The organism is Gottfriedia sp. NPDC058432, assembly GCF_042721555.1.
Lineage (GTDB): Bacteria > Bacillota > Bacilli > Bacillales > Bacillaceae_G > Gottfriedia.
The window spans coordinates 1-15,551 of the sequence record NZ_JBHXLC010000037.1; the positions used below are offsets into that span (position 1 = coordinate 1).

Sequence of the window (15,551 nt, forward strand, 5' to 3'; positions counted from 1 at the left end):
AGTCGTTACACCGAAGTGTCGTCTCTGTCTAAATAAAATAATTGAAGGGCGCTGACTAGGTCAGCACCCTATGCGACTGCCCGTCGCACAAAAAGACTGCCTAAGCAGTCCGACATTTTTTAACTATTGCATGCGTTCGTATTATAAGGTCATCCAGTTTTTACTGGTTGACCATTTTTCATATGGTTTTATCATTATGGTAGCCGGGGTAGAACGTTGCATGCGTGGGGCTTTGACCCCGTTAACTAAACAGTTCGCCCCCTATTTGTAGAAGCATGATTTGGGCTGGTTGGGACTGAGATCTCGTATAACAAGCGAACCTATGACACTGCAAAATGGATTAGGGGTTACCGGTGAATTATTTTTAGGAGGAGATAGTTTATGAATCCAGTGGTTGGTCTGGATATTGCCAAAGGGGAAAGTCAAGTTCAAGCATTTTTAGATAAGGGGCATCCATATAAACGCAGTTTTAAAATCGCTCATACACTTGAAGGGTTTGGTCAATTACATCATTTTTTAATAGAAATTGAGAATCTTTCTAAACAAAAACCAGCAATTGTATTAGAGTCGACAGGACACTATCACTCACCTATTCTTCATTTTCTAGAAGAACATAATTATTTGTATATTGTCGTAAATCCATTAATTTCTTATCGAGCTAAAAGCACAAGTTTACGAAAAGTTAAAACCGATGCGATTGATTCGTATCACCTCTGCGAGCTGTATTACAAAGAAGAATTAGAGCCAAATAAAAAACGAGGCATTCAGCTTCTAAATCTTCGTAATCTAACTCGACAACACGATAGTATTACTGGGATGAGTTCACAAACAAAATTACAGTTCCAAACAATACTTGATCAAGTGTTTCCTGAATTCACTAGTGTATTTGGAGACCTATACTCAATTGTTTCCCTCCTCACTTTACTGGAATTTCCAACGTCAAATGATGTTCTGAACGCAGGAGAAGACCTACTTTCGGAGAAGATCAAGTTGTATTGTAATAGCCGTTCAAAATCTTGGGCAAGAACAAAAGCTAAAGATTTAATAGCTGCGGCAACAATAAATCCATTTCAAACAAACTTATATCACAGTCTTGTCATAACGATGGAAATGCACATTAAGTTGATTCTTCAATACAAAGAGCATCTATCGAAATTAAAGTTTGAAATAGATGCCCTTGTGAAAGAAATTGAAGAATATAAAATTATCCAAACGATTCCCGGTATAGGAGAAAAAATCGCTGCAACGATTATTTCAGAAATCGGAGAAATCGATCCGTTTAATCATCCTAAAAAACTTGTAGCATTCGCCGGAGTTGATCCAAGCGTCTTTGAGTCTGGTAGATTTACAGCAACGAAAAATCGCATTACAAAACGAGGATCTAGCAGACTAAGACATGCCTTATTTATGGCTGTTAAATGCGCCATTCGAGACAGTCGTAAAAAGAAAACTACCGATGAAATCATTCCGAGAAATAAGAGATTAAGAGAGTTTTACGACAAGAAACGTAATGAAGGAAAACCCTATAAAGTATCAATTATTGCTTGTGTAAATAAGCTTTCACACTGGATTTATGCCCTTTTAAAAACCAATACATCTTTCCAAGATATAGCTTAAATGTAGAAACAAGGAAAGAAATACAAAACCTTCCAAATCATTCAGGATGGAAGGTTATTTGGCATGTTTAATTTTAGTATAACATGTCTTTTAAAAGATTTTTAATGAAAAATATTGACAACTATTAGCTGGTTTAGTTGCATAAGGATTATCACGGATTTCATATGTTTTTCACACTAAATGAAGTTAAAACTGACATAGCAGAATTTAAATCAATATCTTCTTCTAAATGATTAGGACTCCATGGAATATAATTATGTGGTTTAATACCTATTCCTGACATCCCCTCTCCTTTGTCAATTCGCGATAGACGTGAAGTAGGATACATTAGCTCAAATTCGTTATTCCATTTCATACTAGTCAAGTTCGTATAATCGTTTAATCCCTTTGTAGGTCTTCCTATAACAGTTACTTTTCTTGACTTCTTGCAAATTTCTACGAATGAGTCTCCTGAACTCCCACACATACTATCAGTAAGTAGCACTATTTTATTAGGAGTGTGTTTTCCTTTGGTCATAGTTGATGGAAAGAGTTCGTCAAAATGAAATTCTCTAAATCCTTTCCCTTTATTTTTTTCCCATTCTCTCCTAAAGACATTTAGAAATAATAATGTTTGTTTATCGTTAGTATTTTCTATATCTATATCAAGTTCGGCTAATTGGCGCGCAGTGTTTGCATTTGTACAATTGAATAGCATCTTTTCTCCTGAATCTGCTAAATTAATTCCTTCTTCTGGCAGTATGTATGGAAGCAGAGGATAAAAACTTGCATCACTTCCTCCATAATTTGTACGAACATCGATAATCCAATGTTCAGTTGATTCAAGTAATTGATGGTTATCGTTAATCATGTTTATAATTGCTTGAGGATTCATAAAGTCTGTCATTGTTATTAGTAAAATATTCGCTGCTAATGCCTTAACTGAATAAGTGGCGGTATAAGTAGATTTTTCATAGAATTCAAATGAAAACAAACTAATATTTCCGTGTAAATCTACTATTTCACCATAGTTATATAAAGAAAGAATTGGCGACCAATTCTCACGGTCTGCTGCTGATTCACTTAAAAATCGTTTATGCAGTTCAACCAATTCAGGAATTGAATATCCTTCTAACGATTTGAAGAACATCCCCCGTTTTAATCTACTTTCACCACTAACTTCAGTCACATATAGTTTATCCTCAAAACGACGAACACGAAATCCAAGGTAATTCAGGTCTTTTTTTGTAGAATTGAATTGTTCAAAGTATATATGTTGATCTTTAAAATCCAATAAATAGTCCTTAACGATCTCAGTAAATAATTCATTTGTAAGTTCTTTACTCGTTTTTAAATCAATTATTTTTCGAAGAAAGTATTCAGGGTTATCCCATCCCTTCTTGTCTTTATACCCAGAATAATCGTGCTGCATAATTTGTACTATTTCTTTAAAAATAGATTCCAACTAATTCACCTCAATGGTTTGGTTGTAATGATACCTAAAAAAACTCTATTAAGATGAATTCTATTTTCGCCTAAAATTTTCCTTTTCTTATTCAACTAAACTGCCATTTATTTCCACAAAAAAATCGGCTAAAGAGCCGATCATATTGTTCAACTAAAGCAGTGCGTTAGTTGAATAGCATTTTTTATTATGTTCTTTTAGATTTCTTAATTAATCTATTAAATAGTGCAATAACTCCTGGGATAAAAGTAGTTATGGCTGTTATTACTAAACTAATTAATGGCTATGTTTTTTCATTAATTTAGTATCGTATACTCAATGTAAATCAAAATCAATACATTAAGAATAAAAGCAATCCTATACCATAGACGATATTTAGATGACTTATTATTTTCTGAATCACTTTTTTTATTTTTCGAAGTAGACATTGCATAAACAAGTGGAACCAATCCAACTAAACAAACTATTAAGTTAAAAATTATTTCCATTCTTTCCTCCAATTTCTAAAAATGTGTTACTTCTATTATAAATTCTTTTCCTAAGTCTGTAACTTGGGAATTTCGCCTTTTTAACTTGAAATTTAATATTTCTTATTCAACTAAACTGCCATTTAGCTGCATAAGAAAAACGATCCTTCGTTATTGAAGAATCGCGTGCGTTAGTTACATTAGCAATCATCCTTTTCTTTTTGATCCTGAGTATGCTTATTAAATTTTGAATTTTATATTTATAAACTATTAACTTCATAAGCAGTACGAACTCCTGATTCAATTGCCCCTTGCATCCATCCAGGAGTAGAAGATGCATGAGAACCTCCAAAATGAACTCTTCCTTCGGGATTGTTAACAAAAGGGCCAAGATCTCTTTTTTGATTTGGTTTATACATTACAAATGCTCCACCTGAAAATGGAAACTGCATCCAACTTTGCGAATATCCTACTAAAAATTCTTTATAAACTACATCACCAAAAATGATTGAAAGATTAGCTAAAGCCTTATCAATACGAGTATTATTTTTCATACTTTCCCAAATCGTAGCATCGTCCTCCCAAGTATAACTAGCTAAAATCACCCCTGTATTATCACCAAAATCGTGACTAGGAAAATATGAAAACTTAATAGGTAAATCAGTTGTTAATTTACCACCAAATAAACCAAACTTTTCCCAAAATTTTGTTTTAAACTGGATCGCTATTTTAGTTGAATCTGCGTAATGTAACTCTCTAATAACTTTCCATTTATTAAAGGAAAACGACTCGTATGGATGAATATCTACAAAGTTAAATAAAGAATAAGGGATTGTTGAAATAACATAATCACACTCATGTTGACTCTGCCTGTTAAGTACTTCATTTTCTGTATAGATTATTACCTTATCTTCTTGTGTAATTTTAGTTACCCTTTCGTTCAGGAAAATATTCTCCTCCAATTGGGGTAAAAATGCCCTTACAAGGAAATCCGTTCCACCGGTTATTTCATATAGTTTAAGATTTGGGGTTAGAAGTACAATTACTTCTCGTAATATTGCTGTAAATGCTAATTCCGGAAAACCCTCTATACCAATCATTGTCTTTATCATATCTATTGCCCCCGTTGATAAAGAATTCCCAACAGGATTATATTTTAAAAAATTTTCCATCGAGTATTGATCAAACTTTTTAATAATAATATCCCAATTATTTACTGGATCCTGATTAATAAAGTCAATGACAGGACCAATTGCAGATCGGAGTAACTCTTCTGCAGTCTTTCCCTTTTCATTATCGGCAACGGAATAATTTAAAATATCTGGATTTGAATCGTAAGTTTTTTGATTTGTTAATACATTATTAACGTATATTAAATCATTAGGAGTACTATTAATAAATTCATTTACTTTTAGATTAAATTTATTTATTAATGCAAATGTTAAAAGATGGGTTGAAGGAATACGCATGGCACCAAGTTCGGTATATTGGTAATTAAGAAATGGTTCTCTTTTTGTATAGATCCTTCCACCGATTCTTCTATTTGCCTCTAGAATAGTAACTTCATGTCCTGCTTCCTTTAAAAGTGAGGCACTAACTAAACCAGATAGCCCACCACCAATTACTGTTACTCGTTTTGGTGAATTTTTCTTGGTTAAGCCATTTTGAATAATATGAACCATTTGTTCCATTGAGAGGACTTCTTGAACCAAAGAATACCACCTCATCATTCAAAAATAATGTCTTTAAACAATATTCACATTTAAGATGAAGTAGAATGTTATCTAAATAATCATTTGTCTTGTCTGACATTGATTTTAATAAAAAAAGAGCAACATTTGTGACTCGTAATCTTCAACTATCGCATGCGTTAGTTGAACAACATGAGTTACTAATGGTAGCTCTTTTTTATTGAGATAGTGAAGGTGTTAAACTTGTGAGGTAACTTATATTCTTTTTAAACCTCTTGATTCAGAATATGCAAACTTGTATTGTATAAAATATTCAATTTTTCGTTCTTAAGTTATCCAATAAGCCATTGTCGTTAATGAGTTTGATTACCGAGATTTTTCCTTTATCTTTTGAATAGAAGTAGACTTTGCCTTCTACATTTGCAGATTTTTCTTCATCTTCATTTTTCTGATACCCGACCTCTGCTATGAAGGTATAACGAGTTGAATCATTATCACTTTGCTTAATTGAAATCTTCTTAAGACTTAACTTATAGCCATCATCGTAAGCAAAATTCGAATATTGACTAAGAATTGTTGAAACGAAGGGATCGAGATAAGAATCTGCAATGTATGGTCCGTATACCTCTGCTACATATTTATCGAACGTTGGGTTTTCTTCTTTATTATTTACAACAGTCTTATATTTAGGATTCCACATTAAATCTATAAGCTTCTTATCTGGACCAGTAAATAGGTGCTCAAGAACTTTATTTATTGCTTTCTTAGATGTTACAGAAGATGACGCTTCAGTTGATTGCTCATTTTGTTGTTTTGTTGTATTGCTAGAATCGGAACAGGCTGTAAGCATCATTGTAGCCATAAGTATAATAGATAATTTCCTAATCATAATTTATTCTCCTTCTCCTTTTAATTAAAACTTAATTACTGCACTAATAAATTTTACCATATATTGGAATTTTTATCGTTGTTTTTTGAAAATTCTTATTCAACTAAACTGCCATTATGTTGAATAAGCATCAACAAAATTCTAGTCAGAATTATAAAATTGGGAAAGGGAATTATTATAAATTCTTTATCGAAAACCATTTTAAATTAGTACTTTGAAATTTTATGAACAAAGAGGATGTGAAATTGGAATGGCTATATGATCATTAATTCGACCATTTTATTTTAGTATTCAAGATGAATACTGGCTAATAATAGAAAGCAATTCATACAAAAAAACACCTTTCAAAGGTGGTCTCAAATATACTTCCGATGAATATTCTTCCCATCATAACTAAACAACACTGACTTATTCTCAATATTCGTCTCCAAATGAACCCCTCTACCCCACAACTGATGAATATAAGGCATTACCTTCTCAACATACTTCACTTCAAGTTCCATATGTTCATAGGAATGCTTCAAATAAAGCTCTCCATTTTTTAAGTAATCGCCCTCTTGAACAACGATATAAGGGAATCCTCCATTTACTCGACTAACTACGAGTTGATCTCGTACATTTTCCCATGCCTTATCAGTGACTTTATATTCCTTACCTTGTCGTTGGAAGAGATACATATCTTCACGCATAACAAGATCTTTCGTTAAGTAGTTTCGTATAAATGAACTATCAGACTCTAATTCTCGTACTTCAAACATTTTTTCTCGACCGCTGCCAGGTTTAACACCTAACTTTCTCATTTCTTTTGTTGGATTAATATATCGCTCTTCAATATCTTCAAACATTCTTAGTCCTAAGTAGTATGGATTAATACTTGTTTTAGAAGGTTGAACTACTCCTGCGTTTAGTTTCGCGTATTCGATTGCTTCATTCGAATCGAGATTTAGTTCACGCATGATACGGATGTGCCAATAACTTGCCCAGCCTTGTTTCTCCCAAAGATCTTCTTTTTTATAAAAATTTTTCTATTCATTATTCAACATAATGGCAGTTTAGTGTAATAAGACATACATGTTGAATTACAGAATCTCAATAGATGCAAATTTTTTTTGCTTCTAAGGACAATTTTTAATTCCAACTTCAACTGCATAAAATTAGACTAATGACTGTATGGTCAATAGACTTTGGAATTACCCCTACTTCGGTAATATACCACAGCTGATAAGAAATGATGGTACCAGTTGGTGGTATTTGAGTCCACGGGATGTTATGTGAGACCTTGAAAATCCTGATATGTTCGTTCCTCCTGTCACAGATGCGGGGACAATTCCAAACTTAAAGTTCTATTTATCCGTTAGAAACGTCAGGAGGGATTAAATTGAAACGAGAAAAATGTCCGTGTTGTGGATACCCAACATTAGACGCGCGTGATATGTGCGATACCTGTATGCTTTGCCATTGGGAAGACTTACCATTCGGCGAAAATTTTGAAGATGTCGATCCAAACGATGATTCCTATATCGCGGAATCAAGAAGAAATTTTAATAAGTATTATATTATGTATAGTGAAAAAAGAATTCTCGATATGCAAACTCCTCAGCAGATTGAAGCGAAAAAAGCGTTAATTTATGCCTATGAAGAATTAGAAAAAGGCAATTCCGATCCGGTAACATATAGGTCTCTTTGGAGAAAAGCAAAGTGTTGCGAGTGCAATTTAAAGAAGGTCAAACACAATCTCTTGGATGGAATCGTTTTCTGCGTGGCCAAAAAGTTTAAAGAAGTGGCTAATTCGGATGAATATATAAATTTGGGAGATAACGCACACTTTTATCTTATGAATGAAGAAGGTTTTTTTTCTCGCGAAGAGTATTTATCTGGTCATTTAACAAGAAATTTTAAACAAGTTGATTTATTGCTTTTCTTAACTGATCGTGGGAAAAAGAAATACAACGCACAAGAAATTAATGAATTAATCCATATCTGCGAAACGTTAGTAAATACGTATACAAAAAATACTAGTGAGGAACAGGAAGTAAGAGTATTTGCAGAAGATTTAAAAGATTTATGTCAAAATGCTTTAAGTATGGGTAAGTTTGTAATTGCACTAGGAACTAAATCTAATTTATTTCATTAATTGGCTATTTTTCGGGTAGATACGGTTATCTATCTGTCTTATTGGGAAATCTGTTTGTCTTTTTATTATGACCAACTACTTGAGTCATTTTTTCTTTTGGTTGCTTCAACCTAACCGTCTACGATTAAAGATTATAGTTATCTTTTATCCGCAAAGACTTGCTACGAGATAATGCCTAGTTCTTACTCGAAGTATATCCAACCCGTTATATGATACGACCTATACTCTTGAAATCTCAAATTAGAGTCTTAACTATCCAATTTGAGATTTTTTAATTTTTAGAGAAAAGAGAATGAGAAATGCAGATTGGCTAAAAGTAGAAAGCAATTCATACAAAAAACCACCTAAAAAAGGTGGCTCAAATATACTTCCGATGAATATTCTTCCCATCATAACTAAACAACACTGACTTATTCTCAATATTCGTCTCCAAATGAACCCCTCTACCCCACAACTGATGAATATAAGGCATTACCTTCTCAACATACTTCACTTCAAGTTCCATATGTTCATAGGAATGCTTCAAATAAAGCTCACCATTTTTTAAATAGTCTCCTTCTTGAACTACAATATAAGGGAAACCTCCATTTACCCGACTAACAACAAGTTGATCCCGTACATTTTCCCATGCCTTATCCGTAACTTTATACTCCTTACCTTGTCGCTGAAATAAATACATATCTTCACGCATAACAAGGTCTTTCGTTAAGTAGTTTCGTATAAATGAACTATCAGACTCTAACTCTCGTACTTAAAACATTTTTTCTCGACCGCTGCCAGGTTTAACACCTAACTCTCTCATTTCTTTTGTTGGATTATTATATCGCTCTTTAATATCTTCAAACATTCTTAGTCCTAAGTAGTATGGATTAATACTTGTTTTAGAAGGTTGAACTACTCCTGCGTTTAGTTTCGCGTATTCGATTGCTTCATTCGAATCGAGATTTAGTTCACGCATGATACGGATGTGCCAATAACTTGCCCAGCCTTGTTTCTTTGAAAGATCTTCTTTTTGATTAAAATTTTTATATTCCTGATTCTACATTTTTCACTATGTAGCAAGTGTACATTAATAATTAATTAAGAGCGCATTCCTTAATAAAACTCTCAAAAAAGACAGAGTGATTTACTTTGTTTCTCTGCATCATCTCAGGGTGCCATTGGACACCAACTATAAATCTCTCACCTGGAATTTCAATAGCCTCAATGACACCATCTTCGGCTTTTGCGGCTACTACTAGATTTTCCCCTAAATCTTTAACTGCTTGATGATGGAAACTATTGATACCTATACTCTTACTTCTGAAAATTTTTGCAAGTCTACTGTTTGTCTCAATATTTGCTACTTGAGAAATATTTTCGATAGGGTATGATAATAAAAAGTGTTCATTCTTTGTGACACCATCTTTAGCAAGATCTTGATGTAATGTGCCACCAAGAACCACATTCAGCATTTGACAACCTCTGCAAATCCCTAATATCGGAATTTGATGGTTCTCCAATGCAGATTTTATTAGTACCAAATCTGCATTGTCTCTTTTCACAGAAACCTCTCCTACAGCACTTGAAGGTGTCTCGTTATAACAAAGTGGGCTCACATCATTTCCACCAGTAAAAATAATTCCATCTAGCTTCCCTAGAATCGGAAGGATTGTTTCTGGGTTTTCAACGACTGGCAAAATTACTGGAATCCCTCCAGCTTTCTCAATTGCTTGAATGTAGTCGTCTGCAAGAAGTTGCCATTGCTGGCTTGGTGCACCAAGGTGAGACACAACTCCAATCTGACCATTTGGACTAAAGCTACAAGAAATTCCGATAATAGGTTTTTTCATAAAACTTCCTTCTTTCAATTCGTGTAAGTTAAGCTGCAATAGTATTGCTAGGCTTCTTTATGAATATTTTGTAAGTAATCGTTCCCGCAATAAAACCTACAATAGCCGGTATCAACCATGTGAAACCTTGAGAACTGAATGGTATCTTTGTCACTAATGAGTTAAAGGCATCTGATTTAATCCCCATTGCATTAAAAGCGTCATTTAAACTAAAGACGAATGTAAAACATGCTGTTCCAATATACGACCCTCTATTTGGTATATATTTACTACACAATCCTAAAATAACGAGTGTAATCGAAATTGGGTACAAAGCAAGGAAGATAGGTGCAGCAGCTGAAATGATTGCATCCACTTTAACATTTGAAAAAATGGCACTTATTATTGCATTAATAGCCACCCAAGTAGGATAATTAATTTTATTCTTTGTTAGGTCTGTCAAGAAGTCACTAGTCGCACTTGTTAATCCGATTGCTGTCACCAAGCAAGCTAGTAAAACACATAGTGCAAGTAGTGTCACGCCACCTTGCCCCATTAATTTATTCATCAAATCTACTAACAAAGTAGTTCTTTCAATATTATTGTTTGATATTACTTGGCTACCGCTTGAACCAAGATAGAGCAATCCTCCATAAATTACGAAAAGCCCAAGACCAGCAATGGCCGAAACATAGATTGTGACTTTCTTTAATTCTTTTCCAGCGTATCCTTTGGCACGGATTGTTGCAATGATAATATTTGAAATGAGCAATCCAGTCAATACATCAGCTGTTTGATAGGATTGAACAAAGGCATTCAAAAATGGTTTCGATAAATTGGTTGAAACTGGTTTCCCAATAGGAGAAAAAATGGCAACTACAACGATAACCAGCAACAATCCTAATTTAAAAGGAGTGAAAAATTTTCCAATGGTATCAATAACCTTTCCCTTGTTAGCAGAAACTAAAAACACAATAGCAAAGAAAATAACGCTGAACAAGACTGTTGGAAAATTAGGGGAAAATGGTTGAATAGCAACTTCAAAACTAGTTCCGGCAGTTCGCGGAACATTGATGAAAGTCCCAATGACGATCATGATTAGTGTACAAAATACTTTATAAAACCAAGGTGCTATTGGCTTAGTTAAGTCAGCGAATGTTTCTCCGCTGGCAGATACAGCTACAATTCCTAATACTGGTAAAATTACACCTGTAATTGTCATACCAAGTAACGCTGGAACCCATTCTGTTCCTGAAGTAAAACCAATATAAGGGGGGAAAATAAGATTTCCTGCTCCAAAGAATATTGCAAATGTGGCAAACCCAATGATAATACTGTCGGTTAAAGTTTTATTCTTCATAATTTCCTCCAAGGTTAACGCATTCTATTGAAAACCACCAACTATTCAAAATCTATCCATTAATATGTGATTCTAACTCTTTAATCACTTGGTTAATGTCTTTTGATTTAATTGCCTCAATTATTTGTTCATGCTCCTTTATATATCTAGAAATTTGATAATCTTTTCTACGAAAATAATATGGATTACTAAATAATCTTTCTCGAATATTAGAAAGTGTTTGAATAAATAAAGAGTTTCCATAAACTTCAGTAAGTTGTAAATGAAAGGCAGAGTCCAATTTCAAAAATTCAATCAGATCATTGTTTTCAACACACTTTTTCTGTTCTTGAATGAATTCCTCAAGTATCTCAATTTGTTCCACAGTTATCAATTTAACTATTTTTGGCATGATAAAAGTTTCTAACGCCAATCGCAGTTCATACATTTCTTCTATCTCACGTACGTTCAGTCCTAAAATTTGAATGCCATGGTTTGAAATAATTTTTACAAACCCTTCATTTTGCAATCTTTGTAAAGCAGCCATTATCGGTGTTCTACTTATTCCAAGCTCAGACGCTAACTGATTTTGGGAAGTGAAACCGCTTTCTAAAAAATCCCCCCTTATAATTTTGTTTTTAATTTCTTGATACGCTGTTTCTTGAAGTGTTTTTCCCTTCAAAAAAATCCCTCCCTAATTTACACGCAACTTACATGTAAGTTGTATGTAAGATAAAACTTATAATACTCTGAATATTGTAAAATGTAAATATTTTTCTAAAGGAAAACTATTCCACTATATGCCAAATCTAAGATTTCTCATTGATTATAGAACTCTAAGGGTATATGTATGATGTTCGTAAAAGTTATTAGTTGTATTTTCAAGCTATTGATATGAAATATGCCTTAAACTGATAAAAAACAAAGAATTAGTTTTAAAGAAAAAAACCACCCTAAAAAGGTGGCCTTAAATATACTTCCGATGAATATTCTTCCCATCATAACTAAACAACACTGACTTATTCTCAATATTCGTCTCCAAATGAACCCCTCTACCCCACAACTGATGAATATAAGGCATTACCTTTTCAACATACTTCACATCAAGTTCCATATTTTCATAGGAATGCTTCAAATAAAGCTCCCCATTTTTTAAATAGTCTCCTTCTTGAACTACAATATAAGGGAAACCTCCATTTACCCGACTAACAACAAGTTGATCTCGTACATTTTCCCATGCCTTATCAGTGACTTTATATTCCTTACCTTGTCGTTGGAAGAGATACATATCTTGACGCATAACAAGATCTTTCGTTAAGTAGTTTCGTATAAATGAACTATCAGACTCTAATTCTCGTACTTCAAACATTTTTTCTCGACCACTACCAGGTTTAACACCTAACTCACGCATTTCTTTGCTTGGATTATTATATCGCTCTTCGATATCTTCAAACATTCTTAGTCCTAAGTAGTATGGATTGATACTTGTTTTAGAAGGTTGAACTACTCCTGCGTTTAGTTTTGCGTATTCAATTGCTTCATTTGAATCAAGATTTAATTCACGCATAATTCTTATATGCCAGTAACTTGCCCAGCCTTGTTTCTCTTAAAGATCTTCTTTTTGACTAAGAATCTTCTATTCCTAATTCAACATAATGGCAGATTAGTCACAATGAACGAAACAGCTCAATTTTGCTTATCGTAGGTTGCACTTGGCAAGAATGGTAGTAATCAAAAAGCCTACCCAAACCAAATGTAGAGCTACAAACAAAAGGAGCCGTGTATTATGAAGGTTGGTCAAAAATTTATTGGTTTAAACGTTTCAAAAGATATTATTGCTGATGAAGGAAGAAGCCCATCAAGATTTCATGGGAATATCCAAAATACTCCAGAAGCTATTCGAAAACTTTTTAAGAAGTTAGGTGATCCAGAGAAATTAATAGTTTGTTATGAAGCTGGTTCAAGTGGATATAGTATTTACCGTCAACTTTTATCGATGGATATCGAATGGATTGTAGTAGCACCAACACTAATTCCTAAACGTACTGGAGATCGAGTAAAAACGGATCGTCGCGATTCATTACAGTTAGCTAAGCTTCTACAACTTGAAAATGCGTTTGAAGGATATTATTAAGTTCCTACTATTTTTTCACCTCTTGGCTTTACGCTATTTTCATCTGGTTCAAGTGTAATCCCAATTTTATCGAAAACTTCATTTTCCTGAAGTTCTAATGTCAAAATACCTGAGCCATTGTTATTTGGTTTAAATATCCCAGCATTCTTTCGCACTCCTTTGTTCAGCAACCACACTTGATAAACTTTTTTACCTTCCGTTTTTTGTAGGTTGTTTACTTGCACAATTAGCTTTTTTTCTTGACCTTGATGCACAATAAAGGCATGTCCATTTGCTTCACTTTGATTAACAGAAGATAGTGTAAGTGTAGATAAAATTTCGACTGGACGGCTACTCAGTTCCTTATTAATTGCCGTTTGATTACTCAACTTGGTATTTTTAAAATTGAATACGATTATAGTTAATAAAGTTAAGATTAATACAGTTGTTAAAGGTGTAAACTGCTGTTTTAAATAAGTTAACCAGTTTTTTAGTTTGATTGTGAATAAGTTTTGTTCATCTTTTTGTTGTGCAAATACAAATTCAAACACCTCAGATTTTAATGATTCTGGTACTTCTGTTTCTTCAATGTCAGATTGGAGGGCTTCCCAACTTTCTTTTATCTGATTATATTCATTATTACATTTCAGACAGGTTTCTAAATGTTCTTTAAATTCTCTTTGTTCTACTTTACTGAGTTCATTCGTAATATAAGGAAGTAAATGATTACATATTTTTTTCATTACTTAACCTCCTATGTTAAAATACTTTCTTAATTTCTTTAGTGATTGATGTAGTCTATTCTTCACGGTTCCTAAAGGCTCATCTTCCATTTCGGCAATTTCATGAAGTGTATACCCGTTCCAATAAAACAAATCTATTAATCTTTTTTGAGATTGAGATAACTTATCCTTTGCTTCTTGGAGTTCAAATTTATTTATTGTACCTGCTATTTCGTTGGTAGAATCTTCTATTTCAAGCTGTTTGCTAGAATGATGGTAGACATTCCATTGCCTATTAAAATTCTCATTACAATCTTTCCGAATATAATCTATACAAATATTTCGAGTAATAGTAAGTAACCAGTTTATAAATTCACCTTTTGTATCATCATAAGTGCTTTTTGTTGTCCAAAGTCGCAAAAAAACCAGTTGAATAATTTCTTTCGTCTTTTCTTCGTTTCTTTGTGTAAACTTATAAACAAAACTATAAATTAATTTAATATAGCGATTATATAGTTCTTCTAATGCAGGACTTTGCTTTTTTTTGACTAAATTCATTAATTCAAAATCACTTTTATCCTTCAATCGTTGATGCTCCTCTCGTGAGGTATTTTATTAGTTTGATAGTAAAATTATATATTTGGAGGAGAATAAAGGAACAATCAATATAGACGATTGTTCCTTTGTATTTGATAATTAATTTATTTAAATGTGGTGTCAGTATTCACAATATACCAAATCTCCTTAATTCCTTGTCCATTTACATCACCTTTTACTTTATCATTCACAAAATAATAGAGTGGATAACCTTTATAAGTAACTTGATTCTCTCCTGAATCTTCCCTTGTAATAGTTCCAAAGTCATTTTTATCAAATCCTACTGGCAATTTAAATTTATCTGCAGTAAATGGGGGCCAGTTTTTCAAACATTCTCCACTACAATTACTTTTTTCATATACATCATTTTTAAAATAATAAAGCGCCATTCCTTTGGAATCAGCTAAATATTTCCCAACGTTAACGTTTTCTAATAATTGTAGTGTTGATATTTCTTGATTTCTTATTTTTTCATAATTAGAGGATTTAGTACTTTTTTCTGATTCTCCAATGTTACAAGCTGCTGACATCAGGATTGATGTTATAGTCATTAAAATTAACATCATTTTTTTCATCTGTATTCCTCCTTAATATTTTAGTTTCAAATTAGTAAACGGTCCTACCTTATAAAAGGTTTGAAAAACTTTATATCTTTTTCATTTATTTTCTAAATCCATTATTCTTGTTTCAATATAAAGAAAACCCATGCTTCTCTTTCCTGATGTCA

General features: G+C 33.0%; 12 protein-coding genes and 4 pseudogenes. 4 read left to right on the forward strand and 12 right to left on the reverse strand.

All coding sequences use genetic code 11. The features are described from left to right. The first annotated feature begins 381 nt into the window (after positions 1-381). A complete protein-coding gene (locus ACFWM3_RS23265) occupies positions 382-1,617 on the forward strand; it encodes an IS110 family RNA-guided transposase (RefSeq protein ID WP_390313102.1) in 1,236 nt (411 codons plus the stop codon). Between the two features lie 160 nt (positions 1,618-1,777). On the opposite strand, the gene ACFWM3_RS23270 is transcribed toward ACFWM3_RS23265, so the two are convergent. The 4 genes and pseudogenes from ACFWM3_RS23270 to ACFWM3_RS23285 form a co-directional block, all read right to left on the reverse strand. Next, a complete protein-coding gene (locus ACFWM3_RS23270) occupies positions 1,778-3,061 on the reverse strand; it encodes a S41 family peptidase (RefSeq protein ID WP_390313103.1) in 1,284 nt (427 codons plus the stop codon). A gap of 727 nt (positions 3,062-3,788) precedes the next feature. Further along, entirely contained in the window at positions 3,789-5,219 is a 1,431-nt protein-coding gene (locus ACFWM3_RS23275) for a flavin monoamine oxidase family protein (RefSeq protein WP_390313120.1), read from the reverse strand. Positions 5,220-5,532: 313 nt separating this feature from the next. Continuing rightward, positions 5,533-6,108 carry a hypothetical protein gene (locus tag ACFWM3_RS23280; RefSeq protein WP_390313104.1) on the reverse strand — a complete coding sequence of 192 codons (576 nt, stop codon included), beginning with the start codon at positions 6,106-6,108 and terminating at the stop codon, positions 5,533-5,535. Between the two features lie 356 nt (positions 6,109-6,464). Beyond that, a pseudogene (locus tag ACFWM3_RS23285) lies at positions 6,465-7,097 on the reverse strand (SpoVR family protein); the annotation flags it as partial. Positions 7,098-7,278: 181 nt separating this feature from the next. Here ACFWM3_RS23285 and ACFWM3_RS23290 point away from each other — a divergent pair. Then, positions 7,279-7,461: pseudogene (locus ACFWM3_RS23290) on the forward strand (oxalate decarboxylase); the annotation flags it as partial. Positions 7,462-7,486: 25 nt separating this feature from the next. Next, positions 7,487-8,242 (forward strand): CPCC family cysteine-rich protein, encoded by a 756-nt coding sequence (locus ACFWM3_RS23295; protein ID WP_390313105.1) that lies wholly within the window; start codon positions 7,487-7,489, stop codon positions 8,240-8,242. Positions 8,243-8,600: 358 nt separating this feature from the next. Here the strand turns inward: ACFWM3_RS23295 and ACFWM3_RS23300 are convergent. From ACFWM3_RS23300 to ACFWM3_RS23320, 5 genes and pseudogenes are all read right to left on the reverse strand, one after another. Continuing rightward, positions 8,601-9,233: pseudogene (locus ACFWM3_RS23300) on the reverse strand (SpoVR family protein); the annotation flags it as partial. 85 nt (positions 9,234-9,318) lie between these two features. Next, the gene (locus ACFWM3_RS23305; protein WP_390313106.1) at positions 9,319-10,074 is read right to left on the reverse strand and encodes a gamma-glutamyl-gamma-aminobutyrate hydrolase family protein; all 756 of its coding nucleotides are present in this window, start codon (positions 10,072-10,074) and stop codon (positions 9,319-9,321) included. A gap of 28 nt (positions 10,075-10,102) precedes the next feature. Further along, positions 10,103-11,413: a branched-chain amino acid transport system II carrier protein gene (gene brnQ / locus ACFWM3_RS23310; RefSeq protein WP_390313107.1), complete on the reverse strand. Its 1,311-nt coding sequence runs from the start codon at positions 11,411-11,413 to the stop codon at positions 10,103-10,105. A 52-nt stretch (positions 11,414-11,465) separates the two neighbouring features. Next, positions 11,466-12,074 carry a GntR family transcriptional regulator gene (locus tag ACFWM3_RS23315; RefSeq protein ID WP_390313108.1) on the reverse strand — a complete coding sequence of 203 codons (609 nt, stop codon included), beginning with the start codon at positions 12,072-12,074 and terminating at the stop codon, positions 11,466-11,468. A 285-nt stretch (positions 12,075-12,359) separates the two neighbouring features. Beyond that, positions 12,360-12,992, reverse strand: a pseudogene (locus ACFWM3_RS23320) (SpoVR family protein); the annotation flags it as partial. A gap of 186 nt (positions 12,993-13,178) precedes the next feature. Here ACFWM3_RS23320 and ACFWM3_RS23325 point away from each other — a divergent pair. Continuing rightward, positions 13,179-13,526: a hypothetical protein gene (locus ACFWM3_RS23325; protein WP_390313109.1), complete on the forward strand. Its 348-nt coding sequence runs from the start codon at positions 13,179-13,181 to the stop codon at positions 13,524-13,526. On the opposite strand, the gene ACFWM3_RS23330 is transcribed toward ACFWM3_RS23325, so the two are convergent. From ACFWM3_RS23330 to ACFWM3_RS23340, 3 genes are all read right to left on the reverse strand, one after another. After that, entirely contained in the window at positions 13,523-14,248 is a 726-nt protein-coding gene (locus tag ACFWM3_RS23330) for an anti-sigma factor (RefSeq protein WP_056474795.1), read from the reverse strand. The genes ACFWM3_RS23325 and ACFWM3_RS23330 overlap by 4 nt on opposite strands. Before the next feature lie 3 nt (positions 14,249-14,251). Continuing rightward, on the reverse strand, positions 14,252-14,812 hold the full coding sequence (locus tag ACFWM3_RS23335) for an RNA polymerase sigma factor (RefSeq protein WP_056474792.1): 561 nt from the start codon (positions 14,810-14,812) through the stop codon (positions 14,252-14,254). 116 nt (positions 14,813-14,928) lie between these two features. Next, positions 14,929-15,399: a COG4315 family predicted lipoprotein gene (locus tag ACFWM3_RS23340; RefSeq protein WP_390313110.1), complete on the reverse strand. Its 471-nt coding sequence runs from the start codon at positions 15,397-15,399 to the stop codon at positions 14,929-14,931. Between the last annotated feature and the right edge of the window lie 152 nt (positions 15,400-15,551).

Excerpts from the sequence above, each read along its gene's own strand:
- ACFWM3_RS23265 (WP_390313102.1), top strand. The coding sequence starts at position 382 with ATGAATCCAGTGGTTGGTCTGGATATTGCCAAAGGGGAAAGTCAAGTT.
- ACFWM3_RS23275 (WP_390313120.1), bottom strand. The coding sequence starts at position 5,219 with ATGGAACAAATGGTTCATATTATTCAAAATGGCTTAACCAAGAAAAAT.
- ACFWM3_RS23280 (WP_390313104.1), bottom strand. The coding sequence starts at position 6,108 with ATGATTAGGAAATTATCTATTATACTTATGGCTACAATGATGCTTACA.
- ACFWM3_RS23305 (WP_390313106.1), bottom strand. The coding sequence starts at position 10,074 with ATGAAAAAACCTATTATCGGAATTTCTTGTAGCTTTAGTCCAAATGGT.
- brnQ (WP_390313107.1), bottom strand. The coding sequence starts at position 11,413 with ATGAAGAATAAAACTTTAACCGACAGTATTATCATTGGGTTTGCCACA.
- ACFWM3_RS23325 (WP_390313109.1), top strand. The coding sequence starts at position 13,179 with ATGAAGGTTGGTCAAAAATTTATTGGTTTAAACGTTTCAAAAGATATT.
- ACFWM3_RS23330 (WP_056474795.1), bottom strand. The coding sequence starts at position 14,248 with ATGAAAAAAATATGTAATCATTTACTTCCTTATATTACGAATGAACTC.
- ACFWM3_RS23340 (WP_390313110.1), bottom strand. The coding sequence starts at position 15,399 with ATGAAAAAAATGATGTTAATTTTAATGACTATAACATCAATCCTGATG.